Source organism: Colwellia sp. BRX8-5 (assembly GCF_014077325.1).
Lineage (GTDB): Bacteria > Pseudomonadota > Gammaproteobacteria > Enterobacterales > Alteromonadaceae > Colwellia_A.
The window spans coordinates 358,485-380,931 of the sequence record NZ_JACGVR010000001.1; the positions used below are offsets into that span (position 1 = coordinate 358,485).

Here is a 22,447-nt window from a genome sequence, read left to right on the forward strand (position 1 = left end):
AAATCATACAAGCATTAATTACGAAAAGATTAGTAGACGCATATAGAAATAAATTCGTGATAGTGAACGTCATTATTAGCTACCCTTTAATGCATGGATCACAGGTTTGTTAATGTATTGACGCAAAGGAAAGTAGCAGGCAAATAACGACAGCATGCTGATCATCGCTAAGGTCACTATTAACACCGGCAGTAATTCTAAGGTGATGTAGTGGCTGACTTGTTCACTAAAACCAATGGTTAATAGAGACAACACGCCAACACTCAGCAGTACGCCCAATAATATTGCACTGGCATTGTCTTTAATAATCAATTTAATTAAGTCGCTTCGTTTAGCGCCAATGGCCATACGTGTTCCAATCTCAAAACGGCGCATTTGGGTGCTGTAACTTAAAATGCCATACAGACCAATCGCTGACAAAACGAAGGTAATAACCGTGAGTGTTGCAGTAGTAATTGCCGCCGTATACTGGCTAAATAATCGTTGAGCCTTTTGCTGTGCTAAGGTTGATAATTCAAATAAACTGATCGATTTACTGGTCGATTTAATCGCAGACACTAACTGTTCTCGCGTTAACGTTTGATTGTCTTTTAGTTTAATCAGTAAGTTAGAACGACTTAAATTAGGCATGTAAACACGCGTTGGAATAGATGTTTTTCCCGGCAATTTATGATCGTTAACGATACCTATAATGGTATACGCGCTAGGGCCACCAAAAGAAAGCTGCTTACCGAGTGCTGCACTTAAATTACCTTGTTCCTCGGTAACTAATTGCTTGGCGAGTTGCTCATTAATAATCAGTACTGGCGCTCGGTCAGTAAAGTGACTTTCAATGAAGTTATCGCCCATTAATAAATTCTGTCCCATTAATGAGAAATAATGACTATCGACGCTTTTACCCAGCGGTAATACGGTTTGATTCGAGGTTACTTCGGTTAGCGACCAAGTACCTTCACCATCGGTTAACGGTGAACTATTTCTACTCGCCACACTCACTTGCGGTAATTCTGAAATTTTTTGTTGAATCTCTGCGGTAATAGCAGAGCTCTCTGCGCGCGTTAATTCAACGGCATCAGATTGAGTCAGTACTACACTGCTTAATTGCTCAACGTTCATCACTGACGGATCGTAAATAGTTTGTAATGATGTTTTTAATAAATTTATATTAATAAAAATTAATACGGTAGCCACGGTAACTTGACTGATCACTAAGAAAGTACGCATCCCTTTCGACACTTGCAGCCCTGTTCCTTTACCGCTGGTTTGAATGCTGTTATTTAAGCGACGTAAGTCTATCGCTCGGTAACTTAACAAAGCAAATAGAATGGCTAAGAGCAAAGAGGTTATTACCGCGCTGGTTAAGGTGAATAAGCCAAGGCTTAGCTCATTAACGCGAGGCAATACCTGTTGCAAGTTTGTTTGCAATACACCAAAACCTACTTGCGCAATAAGTAAGGCGAGTAACAATACACCAAACATCAGCAGAAATGATTCAGTAAAAAGCACACTAAAAAGGTCTTTACGTTTAGCACCAACCGCTGCACGTAAAGCTAATTGGTTCTTTTTTTCAACCGTGCGTGACAGTTGTAAGTTAGCGATATTAATAAACGCGATGGCTAACAAGCCAATAACGCCCAATAACAACAAATATGCGCTACGACCACTTTCGCCTAAAATTACCGATTGAAAAGACAATAAAGGCGTTTCGATATGCCAACCTTTGTTGTAGCCATTTTGGTCGATATTCTCTTGCCAGGTTTCATTCACTAGCTGGGTAACTTTCGCTTGCGCTTGTGCAACATTTTCATCTTTAGCAAGTTTGCCAATAAAGGTTAAGTTATTCGCCCTGTCCCACCAACGTGCTCGATACGTTTCGCCGCCAGCATTAAAGTTAAAAGGTAACCAAACGTTGGTTTCTCGGCCAATGGTTGATATTTTAGGTTCAATAAACGCTGACGACAAAACACCAATAACCTGAAAACTTATACCACGAAAAGTCACTTTTTCATCGAGAATATCCGTTGCTTCAGCAAAGTCATTCACCCATGTTTGATAACTTAATACCGCAACAGGAATATTACTATTAATGTGCTCAGACTCAGAAAATGGTCGCCCTATAGTCATACTTGCCGCAGTAAGCTTAAACCATTCAGGGGTAACATAGGCGGTTGATAATGTTGGCTGTGTGGCGAGTGACGTTAGTACTTCATCGTCATAAATTGATAAAGCCACTTGGTCGAAAACCTGCTGGTTCTTCTCTTGCTGGTACCTGTATAAATGCACGAGACTCGGGTAACTAAAAGCAGTAACATTTAAAGCGCCAGCAGCATCAAACTGTTGGCTGTCGACACGGTATAATCGGTCTTGATCAGGATACGGCAAGGGTTTAATTAGCATTACATAGGCCAGTGTTAAGACACATAACAAAGCACCTAAGGTAATTCCCATTGTTGAAACAACACTAAAAACAAAGCCCGGTTTTTTCTTCAAGCTTAAAAATGCTTGTTCTAGTTGATAGGTAAATAAGTTCATTATTCACTTCCTTGTAAGTTGCTTATCGCAGGAGAATTAATAAATCGTCTTAAGGGTAAATAACAAGCCAATAACGAAAGAGTAGAAATTAATACAAGTGTCACAAGAAACAACGGCGTTAATTGCGCTGTGATATAAGATGAAAGCTCTACACTAAAAAAGAAATACACACTCAATAAAATAACTAAGCTGAACAATACGCCAGCAATAATAGGCTTCACGTTTTCTTTTATAATCAGTAATATTAAGTCACCACGTTTAGCACCTATTGCCATACGTGTTCCAATCTCAAAACGGCGCATTTGGGTGCTGTAACTTAAAATGCCATAGAGACCAATACCCGCGAGGAAAAAAGTGATTAACGTTAAAGCTGTCGTTGTCACCGCGGTAGTAATTTGAGTAAACAAGTTTTGAGTAAGCATTTCATCTGCTGATTTGAAGCTAAATACAGAATATCTAGCGTCAACTTCGGCTAATAATTTGCCCAACTGTTGACGACTAATAGACTGGTCAGCCTTTATTTTAAGTATAAATTTGTTGTCGTTTAGATTATCAGGCACATAGGCCCTTGGTATAGGCGCAGCTACATCGTCGCTGCCAAACGGAGTATCGCCGGGAATAGCAATATCTTTAACAATACCTATTATTTTAAATTCAGGCTCATTTATCGATACTAGCCGCATACCTATGACATCACCGTCAGGTGTTAACTGCTTAGCAAACGCTTGGTTAACAATCATCGAATAGTTGTTATCTCGTCTATCTAGCTTGGTAAAATTTTCACCTTGTAATAGCGGTTGTTCAATTAGTTTAAAATATCTATGATCAATTCTTTTTAAATACGGTGAATGCCCTTCATTATCATCAAGTTTGGTTAGCAATTTAATACCAAAGCCATCTAAAGGTGAACTCCCATGCGCAATGGCTTCCACCTGTGGTAAGGCTTTAAGCTTTTCTATGATCTCAGCCATAATGGCGATGACCTCTTCCTGGCTAGATAATTGGGTTGAAGAGAAGTTTAGCGTTAAAATCGAGATATTATTGGTGCTAAAACCTATCGGTGCATTAATGGTTTTAACGGCATCTTTAAGTAAGCTCAAGTTGGCAAATACTAATAGCGTCGCTAATGCCACTTGGCTGGCGATTAAGACTTGGCGTGTCTTTATTGATACCTGTAAACCACTGCCCTTACCACTACTTTGTAAGCTAGCATTGAGTGCACGATAATTGATAATACGAGTACTTAATTTAGCAAAAAACAATGCAAGAATAATGGTTGCTAGTGCCGCACAGCTAAGCGTTATCGGATTAAGAGATAGCTCGTCAACTCGCGGTAATACCAAGGCCAAATATTGCTGCATAATATAAAACCCGCCCTTAGCAACTATCAAGGCGAGTATGATCGACATCAACATCAGTAAACTGGTTTCAGCCAACATCGCTTTAAATAAATGTTTCTTAGTGGCACCAATCGCTGCTTGAATCGCCATTTGACGTTGCTTTTCTGCAGTACGTGCGATAAACAAATTAGAGATATTTGCGCAGGCAATCAATACTAAACCAATCACACCCGCTAACAGCATTACCGCAATAGACTCACTATCCCCGAGCATAACGTCCTTCACTGAGCGGACTCGCATATCGATTGACCAATCCTTGAAGAATTCCATATCAGCAACACCTTCTTGCCAGCGTTTACTCACTAAAGGGGTTAAAAGTTGTTGTGCTTGGCTTTTGCTAAGCCCTTTTTTCAATTGACCAATAAATTTAAAGTTACCTTTTATGCTCAAAAAACTTTTTCTGCTTACTTGGTCAGTCTGATTATAATCCCATGGCAGCCAAACTTGCGTTTCACGCCCAATTTCAGCTAATTCAGGTTCAACAAAACCTTCTGCCAATACACCAACAATGCGATAACTAACACCCCTGATATTGATTTTTTGTTCAAGAATATCCGCACTGCCATCATATTTTTGCTGCCAAGTATTATAACTGAGCATAGCTACTGGATTATTGGCATCCAGAGCTTCGCTAGCCGTAAACATTCGACCTGTTGCCATAGTCGACGCTAACAGTTGATGTAACTCCGGCGTGGTATAAGTGGTATTGACGAGTGGTTGGTTAAGGTGAGAAAGGATCACATCTTGGTCATAATACATGATGGCCGCTTGTTCAAATGCGGCTTTACTCTGGTATAAATGCACCAAGCCAGCATAACTATAAGCAACTGTTTTGGTCTCTTTTTTATCGCCAAGAACCTTATGCTCAGCAACAAAAAGTCGATCTTGCTCAGGGTATGGCAATGGCTCAATCAACAATAAATAGGCTAGTGTTAACACACATAACAACGCGCCTAACGTAACGCCCATGGTTGAAACAACACTAAAAACAAAGCCTGGTTTTTTCTTAAGGCTTAAAAATGCTTGTTTTAACTGATAGATAAATAAATTCATTATTCACTCCCCTTTAAGGCATGAATAACGGGGTTTTTAATAAACGGGCGTAACGGCACATAACAGGCAAGTGATGAAAGCAGTGATATTGCTCCCACTGTGAGAATAAATAACGGCAAAAGTTCTAAACTAATATAAGTATTTAAACTGTCACTAAAACCAAGATACAAAACAAGTAATACAACAAAACTTACCACTAAACCAATGCCTAATGCGCCAGCATTATCTTTAAAGACTAAGCTAACAATATCTTTACCCTTTGCACCAATAGCCATGCGAGTACCAATTTCAAAACGACGCATTTGGCTAGAATAGTTAAGAATACCGTACAAACCTAAACCTGATAGTAATAACGTTAAAATAGCCAATACTAGTGTCGTAACGGCTGTAGTTACTGAAGAAAATAATCGACGGTCTTTATATTCATTGAGTGATGTGAAGGTGAATAAACTTAATTTTTTATCAACGCTTTTCATCGCACTAATCATTTCATCACGATTAAATATTTGCCCTTGATGCTGTTCTATTAGCAACATATTTCTTGCCAAACTTGCGGGGTAATAAAAACGAGACTCTACTCTCTGTATGCCAGGCATATTAATACTTTTTACAACACCAATAACTTCAACACCATTTTTAAATTTAAAGCCAATCGCACTGCCATTTGGCGCTAATCTTTGTGCAAAAACATCATTAACAATCATCACTTTTCTGTCGTCTTTAATATCTGCAGCACTAAAGTTGTCACCTTCAATAATCGCTTGTTTGAGCATGCTAAAGTATTGATCGTCAATATCTTTCCCTAGCACAGTATAACGATTGTCTGTTTCCATAGCTGTTAATGCCAAAGTACCAAAGCCTGTGGGTCGCATCGCTTGGCTTACCTTTTTTATTTTCGGATGGGCTAATAACTCAGCTTTAAGGGCAGTGAGTTTTTGTGCTTTTATCTCGCTTTCAACATTGGGTAATGCCAATACGACCGAGGTAATGTTATTTGTTTGATAACCCAAAGGTTGGTTTACTAATTCACTGGCGTCTTTATACAAAACGACATTAATAAAGACTAAGGCGGTTGCTGTCGCTATTTGACTGCTAATTAAGATGTTTCGCACACGCTTTGATACTTGAATACCACTGCCTTTGCCACCTGATTGCAACGTAGCGTTAAGTGCATGATAGTTGATCATTTTCAAACATAAATGTGAGAAGGTAAGTGTTAACAAGACTAAAAGTAAAATAGAAGCTGAAAATGAAAATGCATTGAGTTCAAGTTCATCAATGCGTGGTAGAAAATCACCAAGGTAATATTGTAAAACACTAAAACCAACAAAAATAACAACCTGCGCGAGTATAATAGCGGCAAACATTAACAGCCCTGTTTCAGCTAAAATATTGCGAAATAATTGTGCTTTAGAAGCACCAACAGCCGCAGAAATAGCAAGTTGCTGCTGACGCTCTACTGTTCGTGAAACAAATAAATTGGCGATGTTAGCGCAAGCAATAAACAGTAAACCTAATGATCCAATCAATAATAAGTAAACGCTACGTTCACCATCGCTAACAATAAAAGATTTTAATGTTTGTGTTTCAAGTACGATCGACCAATTTTTAAAAAAGTCATGACCCGATACCTTACTTTGCCAATTCTCATTGACGACCTTTGTTAGTATTTGATCAATTTGTGTCTTGGAATATTCCGCATATTGCTTATTCAGCTTACCAACATATATCAAACCGCTATCATCATTTCCCCAACGTTTTCGTTCTCTTTCACTTACCGAATTATAATCCCATGGAAGATATAACTCGGTTTTAAAACCAGCGCCGGCGAGTGGCGCTTCAATGTTATTTTCTGCGAGTACACCAATAATTCGGTAGTTATTTCCGCTTAACGTCAGGCTTTTTTCAAGTACATTAATGTCGCCATTAAACTTATTTTGCCATGTTTCATAAGTTAAAACGGCAACGGGGTTATAACTGTTAACTTTTTCACTTTCTGCAAATCCCTTCCCTAACTCCATTTTTGCAGAGAACAATGAAAACCATTGCGGCGTTATAAATGATATTGCCACCATGGGTTCGCTTGGCAAAGAAGTAATGACCCCGCCATCAACATACATTAAAACACTTTGCTCAAATAACGATTGCTGGTTATATAAATGCATTAAATTAGGGTAAGTAAAAGCGCGGCCATCAATAGCATTTTCATTACTGATTAATTGATGTTCAACATTATATAAACGCTCTTGGTCAGGATACGGTAAGGGTTTTATTAACATGACATACGCTAAGGTCAGCACACATAATAATGCACCTAAGGTTACGCCCATGGTAGAAACCACACTAAGCACAAAAATCGGTTTTTGCTTTAAGCTTAAATATGCTTGTTTGATTAAATAACTGTTCATTTTTCATGACCCTATCTTCTGACCATCACCCTGAATAAGGTTCAGGGTGAGTTATCTCGCTAGTTTTACACCCAGCGGGTCTAAAATAGCGTCATCCTGAACTTGTTTCAGGATCTGGTTTTTAAACTTTTCAACAACTTTAGATACTGAAATAAATTCAGTATGACGGTAAAAAGTACTTATTGAGTTAGCCGACTTAACCGACTAGTTTTACACCCAGCGAGTCTAAAATAGCGCCATCAAGAAGCTGTACTTTAGTACGTGCCATATCTGCATAGCGCGGATCATGCGTTACCATACAAATGGTTGTACCCGCTTTATTTAATTGGTCCAGTACATCCATAACTTGGTCAGCACTTTTTGAATCAAGGTTACCCGTTGGTTCATCCACTAATAGCACTGCAGGGTCAGCAACTAACGCACGAGCAATAGCAACACGTTGTTGTTGTCCGCCAGAAAGTTGGTTTGGTTTGTGACTAATACGGTGTGACAGGCCTACTTTTTCTAAACATTCTATGACACGTTTTTTGATTGTCGCGTTATTGGGTTTATCAGCATGGTAGCGCAGTGGCAAAGCCACGTTGTCGAAAACTGAAAGCTCGTCTATTAAATTAAACGATTGAAATATAAAACCAATCTTTGAATTTCTAACTTCTGCAGCTTGATCCAGTGATAGGTCAGTAACATTGACACCTTCAATGAAATACTCACCACTGCTACTTACATCAAGTAAGCCCATAATTGATAAAAGTGTTGATTTACCACAGCCAGAAGGACCAGATATTGAAACATAGTCTCCTTTATTAACGGTTAAGTTAATTGATTTCAAAGCATGTGTTTCAAGTTCTTCGGTTTCAAAAATTTTACCGATATTTTTTAATAATAAAATGGCTGTGCTCATGTACCTATCCTTTTGTAATTTTATGACTCAATTATAAAATCGAAATTTTGGCTGTTTTATAGTTACTTAAATCTGAAATAATAAATTGGTCGCCCAAGTTGGCTCCCGCACTTATTTCAATAAATCGTCCAGTTTTTTCCCCAAAACTTATATCGACTCTTATAGCTTCAGACATTTCTTTATTAAGCCGATACAGCGAAGTTTCACTCTGCGCTTGCACATTGGCAGGTCGGTCGATGTAGTAAATGTTTTTGAGTACTTTAGCCGTGATCACCGCATCAATGTTTTGTTCGGGCCTTGCACTTTTAGGTAGTTTCCCAGGGAATGATATTTCAACCTCGACGGTGTTTTGGTCAACAATAGGGTCAATACGCTTAACTTTCCCCTCAATGAGTTCTTGTCGGGTATCAACGATAACGTTCTGACCAATTTTAACTAATTGCACTTGGTTTTGTGGCACGCGGATCAACGCAATTAATTCGGTAACACTACCAATTAAGGCAACTTCTTGCCCTGGAGACAAGCTTTGCCCTAAATTTACAGATAAACGTTGTAGCACACCGTCAAAACCGGCCTTTACCACTAATTTATTTTTCCGCTCTTTAGCGATTGTTAGTCTTTGTTCAACTTGCTTAATTCGTTCTAGTTGTATATTTATCGCCTCTTTATGTACTTCTTTAAGCTGTTCATTACGTTCTTTAAAAATTTCAATTCGTTCTTTTAACTGATCTTCACGCAATATGCTTTCTTGATAGTCTATTTGTTTGACAATACCGCTTTTTACCAATTTATTTTGTGCCGTTAACGTTAAACGAGCCCCTTTATGCTGTGATACAAGTTCTAAATAATTTGACTTTTCGGTGAGTGTTTCGCGTCTTTGGTTTAATTTTAGTTGGCGTAAATTGGCTCTTGACTCAGCTACTGAATATTCAGCACTTTGCACTTGTTGCTGCAGTTCTGGGTTTGCTAATCTTACGATTACGCTTTCTTTGGTAACAGTAGCGCCAGGTTTCAATACGATTTCTTCAACCGTTGCTTTGGTGAGGGTAGTAATTAATTGCAATTTATCTGAGGTTAATTTGCCGTATCCTTCTACGGTAACGTCTATATTTCCTTGCTTTACCGTTGCAAGCAATAAATCTTTTCTCGCTAGGCTGACACTATTAAGTGACGCTTTTGCATAACTTACCAATACAATAACAATAACAACGGCGATCGTTACTATTAGTCCTTTGTTATTGAGCAATGTTTTTTTAGGCTTCTGTTTTAAAATATCCACATTATTCTCTTGGTTGTTGCTTAACCGTCTTTCTATATATTGATATAGCTAATTTCGTGCCAATAATATTTCCTATATAAATCAATGTAAAACATTAAATCGACAACCTTATTTTCGTACTAGTTCGATAATGAACTCAAAATATTTCGTTATTGATGTGAAGTAATTCGGTGATTCCTTTTTACTTCATAATTTGTAGCCATTACAATTAATACTTTATTTCTATTTGGGATAGACTCTTGCTGAAACATGTTCTTATTTGGGATTTACCTTTACGACTTTTTCATTGGTTATTTGCCTTTACTGTTATTGCCTCTTGGTACACTTCTGATCAAGACAATGACCTGATTGATATTCATATGAAACTTGGCTATTTCGCTTTAGGCTTACTTGTTTTCAGAACTTTGTGGGGATTCTTCGGTACTAAACACTCGCAGTTTAGATCTTTTTTTCCAACACCTAAGCGCCTTATTAACTACATTGGTGATCTAAAAAACAATCAAGTTAAAAATAGTAGTGGTCATAATCCATTAGGCAGTTTGATGGTTTTTTTGATGATTTTTCTCATCAGTTTACAGGCAATAAGTGGTTTATTTATCAATGACGATGTATTTTCTTCTGGACCTTACTACGATAGTGTTAGCAAAGAAGTCGAACAAGTGATGATGTTTTTACATCACAATGTCTTTGATTTAATGATTGCAGCCATTGCTATGCACCTATTGGCAATCGCCTATTATGAGCGAGTGAAAAAGCAATCGATAATACTCCCAATGATCACAGGAAAAAAGCTTGCCGCTAAAGTAGATAAAACAAATGTGATCAAACACTCTAAGTTATGGATTGCGCTTTTAATGGTAATAGTGGCTGTGGTTTTTGTTTATTGGCTGGTGGTGCTGAATGCACCTGTTATAGAAGAATATTACTACTAATACATTTGTTATTTTAACGATAGGTGATTACAGGATGTTTTACACCGCTGAAATCACCTATTAATTTATGTTAATAAACCCCTAAACCATCAGACTTTAAAGTACTAAAGTCGTTTAAATGGTCACGGGTTAAGCACTATTCTGCTTTAAAATCATCATGGCAGCCGCCGCAGGTTTTACCTACACCACCAATCGCTTTTTTAATAAGACTTTCATCTCCGCTTAAAGCTGCTTTTTGCAAATTAGCCGATGCTTGTGTTAAGTCATCAATACGTTTTGAAAATGCATCAGGTTGTTCCCAAATTTTGTCGAGTGCTTCAGTCTTCACTTTATGTGCCGAAGTGTTCGTGCGGGTATAGTCGGCAATCATCAGTGATAATTGATTAATGCGTAAAGCATGCGTTGATACTTTTTCCGCATCAAAATCAATTTTTCCTTTAGCCATACCGCCTAAAGGACCCATGTTGCTGCCCAACAAACTAAATATTGATTGGCGTAAATCAGTCGCTTTTTCTGCATGTTTTAAAGAGCTTGCTGAGTTAGCGATTGCACCTGTTGCTAATACAGTAAAAATACTCGCGGCTACTATTTTTGTAAATAATTTCATTTTATTTATTGTCCTTATGGTAATTTTATCACTATAGCAAAACTTCACTATCAAATGACAATAAAGATTATTTACAAATCAACATATTGTTAAACCAGTTTCATTGGTTCAGCTTACTCAGATAAACAAAAGTTCATTTTCGAACTTTTACCTAGTTCATAATTGAACTCACTGCTAACCCCTGTTAATGTTGGGCTTAGGGAGAATCATCATTACGGTAACGCCTGATTGCAGTTGACCACTCTCGTTATTATTATGCAGTTCCATTACCCCATGATGCTGTTCAATGATATTACGACAAAAGCTTAACCCTATTCCTTGCCCTTGTGGTTTAGTTGAATAGAGCGGAACAAATAAGTTGTTCATGTTAGAGAAACCATGGCCATCGTCGGTAATTTCAATAATGTAATATTGATCTTCTAAAGCAAGGCTAACCGCTATTTCAGTGGCGCCTGCCTCTTTAGCATTTTTAAATAAGTTAATAAAAATTTGTTCTATAAACTCGCCATCTGCCCAAAATTCATTAACACGCGCGTTGAGGGTAATATTTATATCGGAGAACAAACCCGAAACAGACTTAATAACGTGCTCTACAGACAACCACTGGCAATTTATTTGTAATTTTTGTGATAACGACGAGTAACGGTTCACAAAAGATTGTAAATGCAAACAACGCTCGGTAATAACACCAAGCACCATTTTGTCTCTTTCGTTGCTTGCTTTGTCTGCTAGTGTCTCTGCCATCGAAGATACTGGTGTTAATGAATTACGGATCTCATGGCCGAGTACGCGAATGATTTGCTGCCAGGCATTTAATTGGCTTTCTCGCAATGCGGGTTCAATATCAATAAAAAGCAGCAGTTGATGATTTTCACCATCATCTATAAATTCACTGTGACGTATTTGCCAGCGGTTTTGTTTCGCTTGTTCTATGAACTTCCAGTGTCCGTCATTGTAATGTAAACCCAATAAATCGGCAGTGGCGTGACGAAACATTTGCCATGGTTGCTTAAACAGATAATAAAACGCTTCGTTACCAAGTGTAAGCTGTTGTTTTTCATTAAATATCAAAACTGGTGTATCTAACTGTGAGATCAATTGATAAACCAGAAAAGCCTGCTGATCATAATGAGACTTTTGTGTTTGTAACTTTTCACTCAGTTGTTTCAATTGCTGATGAAATTCGCTAACTTTACCCTTTGGGAAAGTTGATTTTCCAAATTGGTTATAATCTTCTTGAGTAATGGCATCTATATGTAAAGAAGCACGAGTAAAAGATCGCATCACACGCTGCTTTATTGACAAAGTAAAGCCGAAACAAATCGTAAAAAGCACTAATTCAACAATAACGATCCACTGCCACTTTATCGTTAAAAGCCAAAAAATATAACCACTTAACAACAAAATAACAGTACAGAGTATAGCAAGTTTTTTTTGTATAAAGCTTTCTAGAGAATTAGTTTTTAGCAAGGCCATATTTCTCCACACGTCGATACATCGACGCTTTTGTCAAACCCAGTAATAACGCGGCTTGAGGTACATTTCCTGCGCTTTTTTTGAGCGCTAATTTAACCATAGCAACTTCCGCTTCAGCCAATGTCATTAATGGTAATTGATTACTCGGCCCATTATTTTGAAGCGCATTATTGGCTAAGTTTTCGACTGCCCCCGCAGGACTGACATTTCTAATGTGCAAATCTTCTGCCAATAACTGTTCATGTTCAGCTAACAATACCGCTCGTTCAACTAAATGGCTCATTTCCCTCACATTTCCTGGCCAATGGTAATCAAGCATAGCTTGCTGTGCACCGTGCGATATAGAGCGAACAGACCTTTGATATTTTTTAGTGAATTTATCAACAAAGAATTGCGCTAACAATAAAATATCTTCCGTGCGTTCTTTTAACGACGGCACTCTAAATTCAATAGTATTAAGACGGTAATATAAATCTTCTCTAAATAGCTCAGTACTTAGTAACTGAGTAAAGTCACCATTAGTCGCTGATATTATACGAGTATTTGTTTTTTGTGTCAGGCTTGACCCAAGGGTTTCGTATTCTCCATTTTCTAATACACGTAGTAGTTTAGCTTGTTGGGAAAGTGGAATATTGGCGATTTCATCCAAAAATAAAGTACCATTTTCAGCGAGTTCAAAACGCCCAATACGGTTTTGTTTGGCATCAGTAAAAGCGCCTTTTTTATGGCCAAACATCTCGCTTTCAAACAGTGACTCGCTGATAGCGCCCATATTTACGGCAATAAAAGCTTCGTTATTACGCGGTGATTCTTGATGAATAAAACGAGCAAGTTCGCTTTTACCTGTGCCATTATCACCGGTTAATAAAATACTGACATCGGTATGTGCCACCGCTTTTACTTTTTTCAATAATTGCGTCATAACGGGTGATTGCCAGACATAATCGTCACAATTTTCATTGATAAGTTGTTGTTTTAATTTTTTATTTTGACTTGAAAGGTTTAAAAGATTGAGCTGCTGCGCCACGGTGTGTAATAAGTGTTTATTACGCCAAGGCTTTTCAATAAAGTCGTTGGCACCTAAGTTCATTGCTTTTACGACTAGGTCTGTGTTCGACCAAGCGGTCATTGCTATTGTTGGTGTATGTCCAAATGAAGAGTTTTGTAACCAGGTAAGAAAAGCTAAACCTTCTTCACCAGACGTTGTGTCTAATTGATAGTTCATATCAAGCAATATCAGGGATATAGCATGGTTTTTTAATTTCACTTGTGCAACTTGAGGGTTGTCGGCTTCAATAACGGTGTAGTGATGATCTTCTAACAATACCGCTAAACTTAGACGGATATCTGGACGGTCATCAATAACTAAAATACAGGGCATCTACTGATATTCCTTAGATAAATGTAACGAAAGCAAAATTATCTTAATAATACTTTCGGTGCTGAGCTTGCCATTTCGGCGCGCACCCAGTCAATAAAAACCTGAATACGTTTGCGCTTGGCTGAATTAGGATCGTAGGCCAAATAGCGTTTCCAAATCACTGGATGCTTAATTTTAAAAGGCACAACTAATTGCTTAGTCTGAATGTATTGTGAAAACATTGCACTGGCAGCAAGTGTAACGCCATGACCACTTAATACCGCATTTAAGGCCATGTCGCTCGAGGTAACTTCTGTTTTCTTAGTCATGTTTTCAAAGCCTTTGACGCCTGCATGCTCAAACCATTTATCCCAAGTAACTACCTGCTCATTAGCTAAGCTAACTAAGGTGCAGTCTAGGAGGTCTTTGGGGCTTTGAAGCCACATGTGCTGTAATAACTTGGGGGAGCAAACGGGATAAACAACGTCTTCACCAAAATCTTCCATGACGAGATTGTCAGCGTTGGACACTTGTTTTTTAACACCAAAGCGTATCGCCAAATCTATATGTTTTTGTTGTAAATCTTCTTTCTGATTTGAGCCTAATATGCGTACATTAACATCCGGATGTACTTGAGAAAATTTATATAAACGAGGCATTAACCATAAAGAACAAAATGCTTGTGTTGACGTAATCGTTAAATCGCCAGCAATATCTTCTTGTTGAATACTGTTAAGCCCTTTTATTAATGTGTTAAGCGCTTGATGTGTCGACTCATACAAAGTCTCACCGCTTGGCGTTAACAACATTTTACGGCCGGTACGAACGAATAATTTTACGGATAAAACGTTTTCCAATTGCCGCATTTGTTGGCTAACCGCCGCTTGAGAAACAAACAACTCCTCTGCCGCTTGGCTATAACTTTTATGTCGAGCAGCACTTTCAAAGGTACGCATTGCATTTAAATACTTGAGTCGTTGATCCATCTTTACTTATTTTCCATAAGTTTTACTTATATTAAGTGTAAGTTTATATCGTTGGTTTGTCATTTTTTGTTTTGACAAAATAGTCTTACACAGATAAATAAGGATAGATAATGGAAAAGCCAAAAAAAACATTAACCACTGATAATAAAGAAATTAATAAACCATTTATTGATAACAACAGTAATATAATAAAAAATAAAACAGCTACAATTCAACGACGTTTAGCTATTATTTCAAATAATTTAAACTTATGTCTTTTAATTCATTTTAAATAATGACTTTCGATAAAAAATTTTCGTAATAAACTTTTACATTTTACGATGAACCGACGCTTTTTACTTTGGTCTATACTCGCAACAATAAAAATTAATAAATGATTCTCTGAGGATAACCATGAAAGCTCTTAAAACACTATTTGGCGGATTCATCGCCTTGACCTTATTCGCTGCGACAGCGGTTGCAGCACAAGACAGTAAATTTGAAGAAGGTAAGCACTATACGGTTATATCTGAACAAACGACCAACAAACCTGAGCTGCGTGAATACTTCTCTTATTACTGTCCTGCGTGTCGCGCTTATGAACCCTATTTAAATGAATTCGAAAAGGTATTGCCCAAAGGGGTGAAGCTGGAAAAAACGCACGTGGACTTTATGCAACAAACTGCGCCAGAAATTCAGTTTATGCTAAGTAAAGCCCTTATTATTGCCGAGAAGACGGCTGTTGCTAAAAAATTCTCTCCTGCCATTTTTAACTATTTACAGACCGAGCGTGCAACGATAAATAGCGAAGAAGATATTCGTAACATTTTTGTATTGAGTGGCGGAGATGGTGCTAAATTTGATAAAGGCATGAAAAACTTTAGCATTATTAGTGAAGCTAAGCGTAATAAGCAGACTCAGGATAAGTTATCAGCGGCTCGTCAATTAACCGGTGTTCCGACTATGGTGGTTAATGGTAAATATTTGATAAATTCTAAAGCCCTTGATGATAAAAACTTTTTCGCTGACTACACCGCATTAGTCGCGCACCTCTTTACCTTGTAATATGTAAAGAAGACCTAGAAAATATTCACTGCAAATTAAGAATCTATTGTTTAGAAACTCAATTGCAGTGATATGGCGTTTAATACGCTAATTATCTTCTGGTGTATTTATTTTTCGGTCCTGAGCGTTTTTTAGCGTCACTATGCTCACCTAACGCTTTTTTTCTATCGCGCTGTTTTTGGCCACCTTTACGGGCGGGCTTTTCTGTTTTTGTTAAGTCAGGTTCATAACCAGGATACCATTGCTGCAATAAGCGCGTATCGAGTACCTTTTCAACCGCTTCTAATAACCACTCTTCGCTAGGGCTCATCAACGAAACAGCTACCCCTTCATTACCTGCTCGACCCGTTCTTCCTATTCTATGAATATAATCTTCAGCAATATAAGGGAGTTCGTAGTTAATGACATAATTTAAGTTTGCAATATCTAAACCACGAGAGGCAACATCTGTAGCCACTAAGGCACGGGTTTTTCCTTCTTTAAACTCTGCTAAGGCTTTTTCTCTTGCGCCTTGAGATTTATCGCCATGAATCGATTGCGTTTTAATACCGTCTTTACACATTTCTTTCGCTAATGCGTCGGCAGTTACCTTAGTACGGGTGAAGATAAGTACTTGTTTCCAATTCTTTGAACCGATTAAAAATGAGGTTAATTCACGCTTTCGATCACTATCAACGGTATAAAGAATTTGCTCTACTTTTGCTGCCGCTGCATTTCGCTCACTGACTTCAATTAACTCAGGATCGGTTAATAAGTTTTTACTCAGTTTAAAAATTGCATCGTCGAAAGTTGCTGAAAACAAGAGGGTTTGGCGCTTAAGTGGTACCCGATTTAAGATACGGTCTATCTCATCTTTAAAGCCCATATCTAACATACGGTCAGCTTCATCAAAGACTAAAAATTCCAGTTCCGTTAACGCTAAAGAGCCATTAATAATATGGTCAAGCAATCGTCCGGGGGTTGCCACTAATACATCCACACCTTTGCTTAATGCCGTGATTTGTGGGTTAATACTGACACCACCGTAAGCAACGGCAATATTGAGTTCTGTGTTTTCTGCATAACTAACAAAGCTTTTATAGACTTGTTGAGCAAGTTCACGTGTAGGCGTTAACACTAAAGCTCGAACAGGACGATTTTCAGGAAGTGTTGCCATTAACTTTTGTAAAATAGGTAAAGCAAAGGCCGCTGTTTTTCCTGTTCCTGTTTGCGCTCCAGCCATAATATCTTTTCCAGCTAAGATCGCAGGAATAGCTTTTAACTGAATAGGGGTGGCTTCATCATAACCAAGTGCTTTTACAGCGTTGGTTAGGCTCTTATCTAATGCTAAAGAAGTAAAACTCATGTAATTAACGCTGACCTTTGGCTGATTGATTTTTTTGTTTGTTTTTTAGTTCTTGTTCAAGCTCATCTGGGTAAAAAACTAACCCTTGCTCATTTTGACTAGGAAACACCACTAAGGCTAATTCATCGTCTGCCAAACCATGCGACCAGTGACTAAACCATTTACTTAATGAAATAGCTTCTGGCTGACATTCTTGCCATTCATCTGTGGCCCAAGCCTGGGCAAATTCTTTATTTGGCCAGACAGGTACGCAATCTTCATCTTCGGTATTAAGCATCACACAGCCGTGCTCGTCTTTTAATATCCAAATTTCATTATTTACGACAACTTCTTTCAGAAAGTAATTGGCTCGTTGAGCATCATCGTAATTTAAAACAAGTTTGATTTGTTGTTCGTCTAGAGCTTGCACTATAAAATATTCCTATCAGATTTGTATTAGGTTACATACTATTCTACAAAGATTTGCATTTCTTCGCCGATGAGTTTACGCATTTCCATTAATTTTATCGCTGACTCATTTTGTTTAATATCTTCTGGCGACTCAGGGATCCATTTAGGGATTTTTTCTGACTTACCGTTTTCGTCAACAGCCACCATAATAACAATACAATGGGTTGTTAATGTGCGATTAAGTAACTTTGGATCACAGGCATTTACTTCTAACGCGATATGCATTGATGAATTACCGGTATAAATGACTTTAGCCTCTACTTCAACTAAGCTGCCAACATGAATTGGGGCAATAAAACGTATCCCCCCTGCATAAGCAGTTACACAATAACGACCACTCCAACCGGCTGAACATGCATAAGCGGCTAAATCGATCCATTTCATTACGGCACCACCGTGAACTTTACCACCAAAATTTACATCTTGTGGTTCAGCTAGAAATCTTAGGGTAATATCTCTTTGTGGTTTGTTCATTGGTTAACTCTCTTGTTAAATATTTTTATCGTACTAAGCAGGTATCGTTCCAGCTTGGTATATATATTATTATCTGAAATCTATTAGGTATAACAGCAATCATCAGATTAAAATAGCAATAGTTTGCACCTAACGAGTGCAAAAAATAAATGTAATAGGGAATATAATGAAAATTTGGGTCGATGCCGACGCTTGTCCAACTGTTATTAAAGAAATATTATTTCGTGCTGCTGAACGTGCAAAGATTGAAACAATCTTAGTCGCTAATCATTTCATTAAAACGCCACCCTCAAAATTTATTTCTTTTATACAGGTTAATGCTGGTTTTGATGTTGCCGATGATGAAATAGTTAAGCGTTCAGCAAAGCATGATTTAGTGATCACAGCAGATATTCCCTTAGCAGCAGAAGCTGTAGAGAAAGGCTGTTTAGCCCTAAACCCTCGTGGCGAACTTTATACCGAGAGTAACATCAGGCAAAGACTCAACATGCGTGACTTTATGGATACTTTACGTTCTAGCGGTATTCAAACTGGCGGTGCACCCCCGATCAGTCAAGCTGACAGACAGGCATTTGCAAATAACCTAGATCAACTATTAGCAAAATTAAATAAGGCTCATTAAGAGCCCTAATTTAATTTTCTAAACTAGCGTGACGCAGAGTATGGGTCGCTATTACTTTTTGGTGCTGTACTTGCTGGGTTTTTACGACGACCACCTGCATTTGAATCTTTATTCGCGTTACTGTCATTTCTATGACGAGGATTTTTACTTTGCGGCTTATGACCTCGTGCATTATCGGCAGAACGTTGTCCGTCATGATGTTCAGTTTTTGCTTTTTTAGGCTTATTTGCTTTTAAAGGTCTTAAAGGACGTGATTCTAATAAAAAATTAAAAGGTTCAAATCCTGGCACTATTTCACGAGGTATATGGGTTTGAATTAAATGCTCTACATCGTTTAATAAATCAATTTCTTCTGAACAGACTAATGAAACCGCTTTACCACTTGCACCCGCTCGACCAGTTCTACCGATTCTATGAACATAATCTTCTGCAACGTTAGGTAATTCAAAGTTAACAACTTGTGGTAACTGGTCAATATCAATACCGCGCGCTGCAATATCGGTAGCAACTAAAACATTCACTGTACCATCTTTAAAGTTAGCTAATGCTTTAGTTCTAGCTCCTTGGCTTTTATTACCATGAATAGCCGCTGCTCTTATACCTTCAGCCTCTAATTGTTTGGTTAACTTATTTGCTCCATGTTTAGTTTTCATAAACACTAAGACCTGTGGCCATTCATTATCTTTAATGAGTGCTGTTAACAAGGCTGGCTTTTTCTTTTTATCAACAGGATAAATTACCTGTTCAACTTTTTCAGCGGTGGTATTTCGTGGGCTAACAGAGATCTCAACAGGATTATTTACTAACCCTCGCGCAAGATCACGGATATCTTCTGAAAAGGTTGCAGAGAATAAAAGATTCTGACGTTGCTTAGGTAAGACCGATAATACCTTTTTAATATCGCGAAGAAAGCCCATATCTAACATACGGTCCGCTTCATCTAACACTAGTATTTCAAGTTGCTTAAAGCTGACTGCTTTTTGATTATATAAATCAAGCAATCTTCCTGGTGTTGCCACCAATATATCGACACCTTGGCGAAGGCGCATCATTTGTGGATTAATTTTCACACCACCAAAGACCACTGTCGCAGTTAAAGGTAAGTACTTACCGTACATTTCAACATTTTCATATATCTGTGCCGCTAACTCTCGTGTTGGCGTTAAGATTAGTGTGCGTACTTGATTAGCCTGTGGCTTGTTGCCACCTGATAAACGCTCTAATATTGGTAGTGTAAACCCTGCTGTTTTACCGGTTCCCGTCTGTGCTGCTGCCATGACATCTTTCCCACTTAGTACGGCGGGAATTGCTTGTGCTTGAATTGGTGATGGTTCGGTATAACCTTTTTCAGCAATCGCTTTTTGAATCGGGGCAGATAAGCCCAACGAGGTAAAACCCATAGATAAATCTCTTTATAAAAAGTGGAAGTTAGCCAATGTACAGCGGCGTTGCAGAATACAGTATAGCTATTATAAGTGCAATTACGAGAAGGGTTATCTGCAAGCAAATAAGCTATATATCCTAATATTTAATTATTGTCAGTTGCAAAGCTAGACAAGTGGTTTTAATTCCGCTAAAAGTCTCTACAGATAAAAGAATATTCAAGGGAGTTTATGAACAAGATTGCATACAGCAAGATGCGTTTTTTAATCGTTGAAAGTATCAGCCAATCACGTGATGCATTGAAATTATTCGCTTACACGCTTGGTGCTCTTAGTGTTGATACGAGTAACCGCGCCTCAGATGTATTAATACTTTGTGAAAAAATTCAGTTTGACGTTATATTATTAGGTTATGACCTGGGCGAAGATAAAAAAAATGGTCAACATATTCTTGAAGAATTAAGGTCTAAAAAGTTTATCTCACGTCATTGCGCTATCGTTATGATAACCGCTGAGGTTTCACAAGCTATGGTGTTAGCTGCCCTCGAACATAAACCCGATGAATACCTTGCTAAGCCATATACACTTAACGATCTTAACATTCGATTAGCGCGATGTTTCGCTAAAAAAACAGCTATGCTTGATATATATAACGCGATGGATAACAACGACTCCCAAGAAGTTATTTCATTATGCCAAGATATTATCTCCATAAATTCAATTTATAAAAATGAATGTTTAGGAATTCAATCTAGACAATACTTTGAGTTAAAACAATTTGATAAGGCCCGAGATATTTACGAGACTTACGCTTGTTCTCCTAATTGTCAGTGGGCTGCAATTGGCCTAGGAAAGATAGCATTACTCGATCATGATTATAACTTGGCCGCTGATTGTTTTAATACGGTAATAGAAAATAATCCACTTTATTTGTCAGCTTACGATTGGCTAGCCAATACCTACCAATTAAATAAAGAACCTCTGTTAGCAGAAGCCATTTTAGAAAATGCTTTGGTTGTTTCACCTCTTTCTGTACCACGTCTAGAAAAATATGCAGACTTATGTTTAACAAATCAGAACTTCGATAAAGCAACACAAGCTTTTGCTAAAACTGCAGCGCTTGCCTTTCACTCTGTTCATAGAAAACCTGATAACACCTTACATTTTGTCGAAGCGCTACTTGAGTCCATGACAGATCTAGAACCTCAAAAATCACGCAGACTAAGTAACAAAGCTTTTAAATTACTTACTGATATGGTCAGGGACTTTAATACCATAGAGATTAAGATTCATAGTAAATTATTAGCAGCAAGGTTGTATGATAAAATTAAAGATCCAAGGCTTGCTAAAGAAGCACTAAAAGAAGCTGAGTTGTTACTAATAAACTGTAAACATCAAATATCATCAGTAGGTACAATTGCAATAGCCAAATCACTCATGGCTATGGGAAAGAAGTCTTATGCTGATAACCTACTAACTGAGCTAGCTCATGTAAATCAAGATAATTCCCCAATACTGACACAATTAAACACTATTGCAGATAAGCCTTATTCTGACCATGAAAGGATTGCGGCACAAAGCGCATTAGAGTTAGGTGTTAGTCTATATAAGAAGCATAAATACAGTCTGGCGATTGATAAACTCAATAATGCACTGGTTCATTTTCCTAATCACACTGGGATTAAGTTGAATTTATTGCAAGTGTTACTTGTTTCGTTTGAAAAAGATAATGAGAGGGTTGGCGATCTAGCACAGGCTGAGATATTAATTAAAGCATTAACCTTGATCGATTCTACTAGTGAGTTTTATATTAGGTTTAAAAAGTTAAGTGATAAGTATTCAGATATGATAAAAATTAGCTAGGCGCTAATATTATTAAATAGTAAGGATTTATGTTTGAATAAAGTGGTGGAGGGAGGTGGATTCGAACCACCGAAGGCTGAGCCATCAGATTTACAATCTGGTCCCTTTGGCCACTCGGGAACCCCTCCACGGGGCCGATAATTCAACTTGTTAGTTGTATTATCTTAAACAGCCGCTTAACAATACCATTTAAGTGGTTATTATTAAACTTAATTAGGAGCCTAGCAATGTCCTACTCTCACATGGGAACTCCCACACTACCATCGGCGCTACTGCGTTTCACTTCTGAGTTCGGAATGGGATCAGGTGGTGCCACAGTGCTATTGTCGCTAG

The 22,447-nt window shown here is 37.9% G+C and carries 18 protein-coding genes, 1 tRNA gene and 1 rRNA gene; 5 read left to right on the forward strand and 15 right to left on the reverse strand.

The window, feature by feature from the left end; all coding sequences use genetic code 11:
- Window positions 1–75: 75 nt before the first annotated feature.
- The 5 genes from H4J62_RS01455 to H4J62_RS01475 form a co-directional block, all read right to left on the reverse strand.
- Window positions 76–2,532, reverse strand: coding sequence for an ABC transporter permease (locus H4J62_RS01455; RefSeq protein WP_182215295.1), 2,457 nt, complete (start codon window positions 2,530–2,532; stop codon window positions 76–78).
- Window positions 2,532–4,985, reverse strand: a complete 2,454-nt coding sequence (locus tag H4J62_RS01460) for an ABC transporter permease (RefSeq protein ID WP_182215293.1) — start codon at window positions 4,983–4,985, stop codon at window positions 2,532–2,534. The genes H4J62_RS01455 and H4J62_RS01460 overlap by 1 nt, the downstream gene beginning before the upstream one ends.
- Window positions 4,985–7,393, reverse strand: coding sequence for an ABC transporter permease (locus H4J62_RS01465; protein ID WP_182231311.1), 2,409 nt, complete (start codon window positions 7,391–7,393; stop codon window positions 4,985–4,987). The genes H4J62_RS01460 and H4J62_RS01465 overlap by 1 nt, the downstream gene beginning before the upstream one ends.
- A 196-nt stretch (window positions 7,394–7,589) precedes the next feature.
- Window positions 7,590–8,294, reverse strand: coding sequence for an ABC transporter ATP-binding protein (locus H4J62_RS01470; RefSeq protein ID WP_182215289.1), 705 nt, complete (start codon window positions 8,292–8,294; stop codon window positions 7,590–7,592).
- Window positions 8,295–8,325: 31 nt separating this feature from the next.
- Complete coding sequence (locus H4J62_RS01475) at window positions 8,326–9,573, reverse strand: HlyD family efflux transporter periplasmic adaptor subunit (protein ID WP_182215288.1); 1,248 nt, start codon at window positions 9,571–9,573, stop codon at window positions 8,326–8,328.
- Window positions 9,574–9,812: 239 nt separating this feature from the next.
- Between H4J62_RS01475 and H4J62_RS01480 the strand changes: the two genes are divergently transcribed.
- Window positions 9,813–10,505, forward strand: a complete 693-nt coding sequence (locus H4J62_RS01480) for a cytochrome b/b6 domain-containing protein (protein ID WP_220467876.1) — start codon at window positions 9,813–9,815, stop codon at window positions 10,503–10,505.
- Between the two features lie 136 nt (window positions 10,506–10,641).
- On the opposite strand, the gene H4J62_RS01485 is transcribed toward H4J62_RS01480, so the two are convergent.
- The 4 genes from H4J62_RS01485 to H4J62_RS01500 form a co-directional block, all read right to left on the reverse strand.
- Window positions 10,642–11,112 (reverse strand): cytochrome c, encoded by a 471-nt coding sequence (locus H4J62_RS01485; RefSeq protein WP_182215286.1) that lies wholly within the window; start codon window positions 11,110–11,112, stop codon window positions 10,642–10,644.
- Window positions 11,113–11,286: 174 nt separating this feature from the next.
- Complete coding sequence (locus H4J62_RS01490; RefSeq protein ID WP_182215284.1) at window positions 11,287–12,588, reverse strand: PAS domain-containing sensor histidine kinase; 1,302 nt, start codon at window positions 12,586–12,588, stop codon at window positions 11,287–11,289.
- Window positions 12,569–13,969 (reverse strand): sigma-54 dependent transcriptional regulator, encoded by a 1,401-nt coding sequence (locus tag H4J62_RS01495; protein ID WP_182215282.1) that lies wholly within the window; start codon window positions 13,967–13,969, stop codon window positions 12,569–12,571. The genes H4J62_RS01490 and H4J62_RS01495 overlap by 20 nt, the downstream gene beginning before the upstream one ends.
- Before the next feature lie 38 nt (window positions 13,970–14,007).
- Entirely contained in the window at window positions 14,008–14,934 is a 927-nt protein-coding gene (locus tag H4J62_RS01500) for a LysR substrate-binding domain-containing protein (protein ID WP_182215281.1), read from the reverse strand.
- A gap of 110 nt (window positions 14,935–15,044) precedes the next feature.
- Between H4J62_RS01500 and H4J62_RS01505 the strand changes: the two genes are divergently transcribed.
- The gene (locus H4J62_RS01505) at window positions 15,045–15,209 is read left to right on the forward strand and encodes a hypothetical protein (RefSeq protein ID WP_182215279.1); all 165 of its coding nucleotides are present in this window, start codon (window positions 15,045–15,047) and stop codon (window positions 15,207–15,209) included.
- Window positions 15,210–15,327: 118 nt separating this feature from the next.
- Window positions 15,328–15,978: a thiol:disulfide interchange protein DsbA/DsbL gene (locus H4J62_RS01510; RefSeq protein WP_182215277.1), complete on the forward strand. Its 651-nt coding sequence runs from the start codon at window positions 15,328–15,330 to the stop codon at window positions 15,976–15,978.
- A gap of 91 nt (window positions 15,979–16,069) precedes the next feature.
- On the opposite strand, the gene H4J62_RS01515 is transcribed toward H4J62_RS01510, so the two are convergent.
- From H4J62_RS01515 to H4J62_RS01525, 3 genes are read right to left on the reverse strand one after another with little or no spacing between them, the layout of a single operon-like run.
- Complete coding sequence (locus tag H4J62_RS01515; protein ID WP_182215275.1) at window positions 16,070–17,323, reverse strand: DEAD/DEAH box helicase; 1,254 nt, start codon at window positions 17,321–17,323, stop codon at window positions 16,070–16,072.
- A 4-nt stretch (window positions 17,324–17,327) separates the two neighbouring features.
- The gene (locus tag H4J62_RS01520; protein ID WP_070375250.1) at window positions 17,328–17,735 is read right to left on the reverse strand and encodes a DUF2750 domain-containing protein; all 408 of its coding nucleotides are present in this window, start codon (window positions 17,733–17,735) and stop codon (window positions 17,328–17,330) included.
- 35 nt (window positions 17,736–17,770) lie between these two features.
- Complete coding sequence (locus H4J62_RS01525; protein WP_070375251.1) at window positions 17,771–18,247, reverse strand: acyl-CoA thioesterase; 477 nt, start codon at window positions 18,245–18,247, stop codon at window positions 17,771–17,773.
- Window positions 18,248–18,413: 166 nt separating this feature from the next.
- Between H4J62_RS01525 and H4J62_RS01530 the strand changes: the two genes are divergently transcribed.
- Entirely contained in the window at window positions 18,414–18,869 is a 456-nt protein-coding gene (locus tag H4J62_RS01530; protein ID WP_070375252.1) for a YaiI/YqxD family protein, read from the forward strand.
- Window positions 18,870–18,892: 23 nt separating this feature from the next.
- Here H4J62_RS01530 and H4J62_RS01535 read toward each other — a convergent pair whose 3' ends face one another.
- On the reverse strand, window positions 18,893–20,269 hold the full coding sequence (locus tag H4J62_RS01535) for a DEAD/DEAH box helicase (RefSeq protein ID WP_070375253.1): 1,377 nt from the start codon (window positions 20,267–20,269) through the stop codon (window positions 18,893–18,895).
- 213 nt (window positions 20,270–20,482) lie between these two features.
- Between H4J62_RS01535 and H4J62_RS01540 the strand changes: the two genes are divergently transcribed.
- Entirely contained in the window at window positions 20,483–22,114 is a 1,632-nt protein-coding gene (locus tag H4J62_RS01540) for a tetratricopeptide repeat-containing response regulator (protein ID WP_182215273.1), read from the forward strand.
- Window positions 22,115–22,157: 43 nt separating this feature from the next.
- Here the strand turns inward: H4J62_RS01540 and H4J62_RS01545 are convergent.
- Window positions 22,158–22,242, reverse strand: a tRNA-Tyr gene (locus H4J62_RS01545).
- 91 nt (window positions 22,243–22,333) lie between these two features.
- Window positions 22,334–22,447, reverse strand: a 5S ribosomal RNA gene (gene rrf / locus H4J62_RS01550).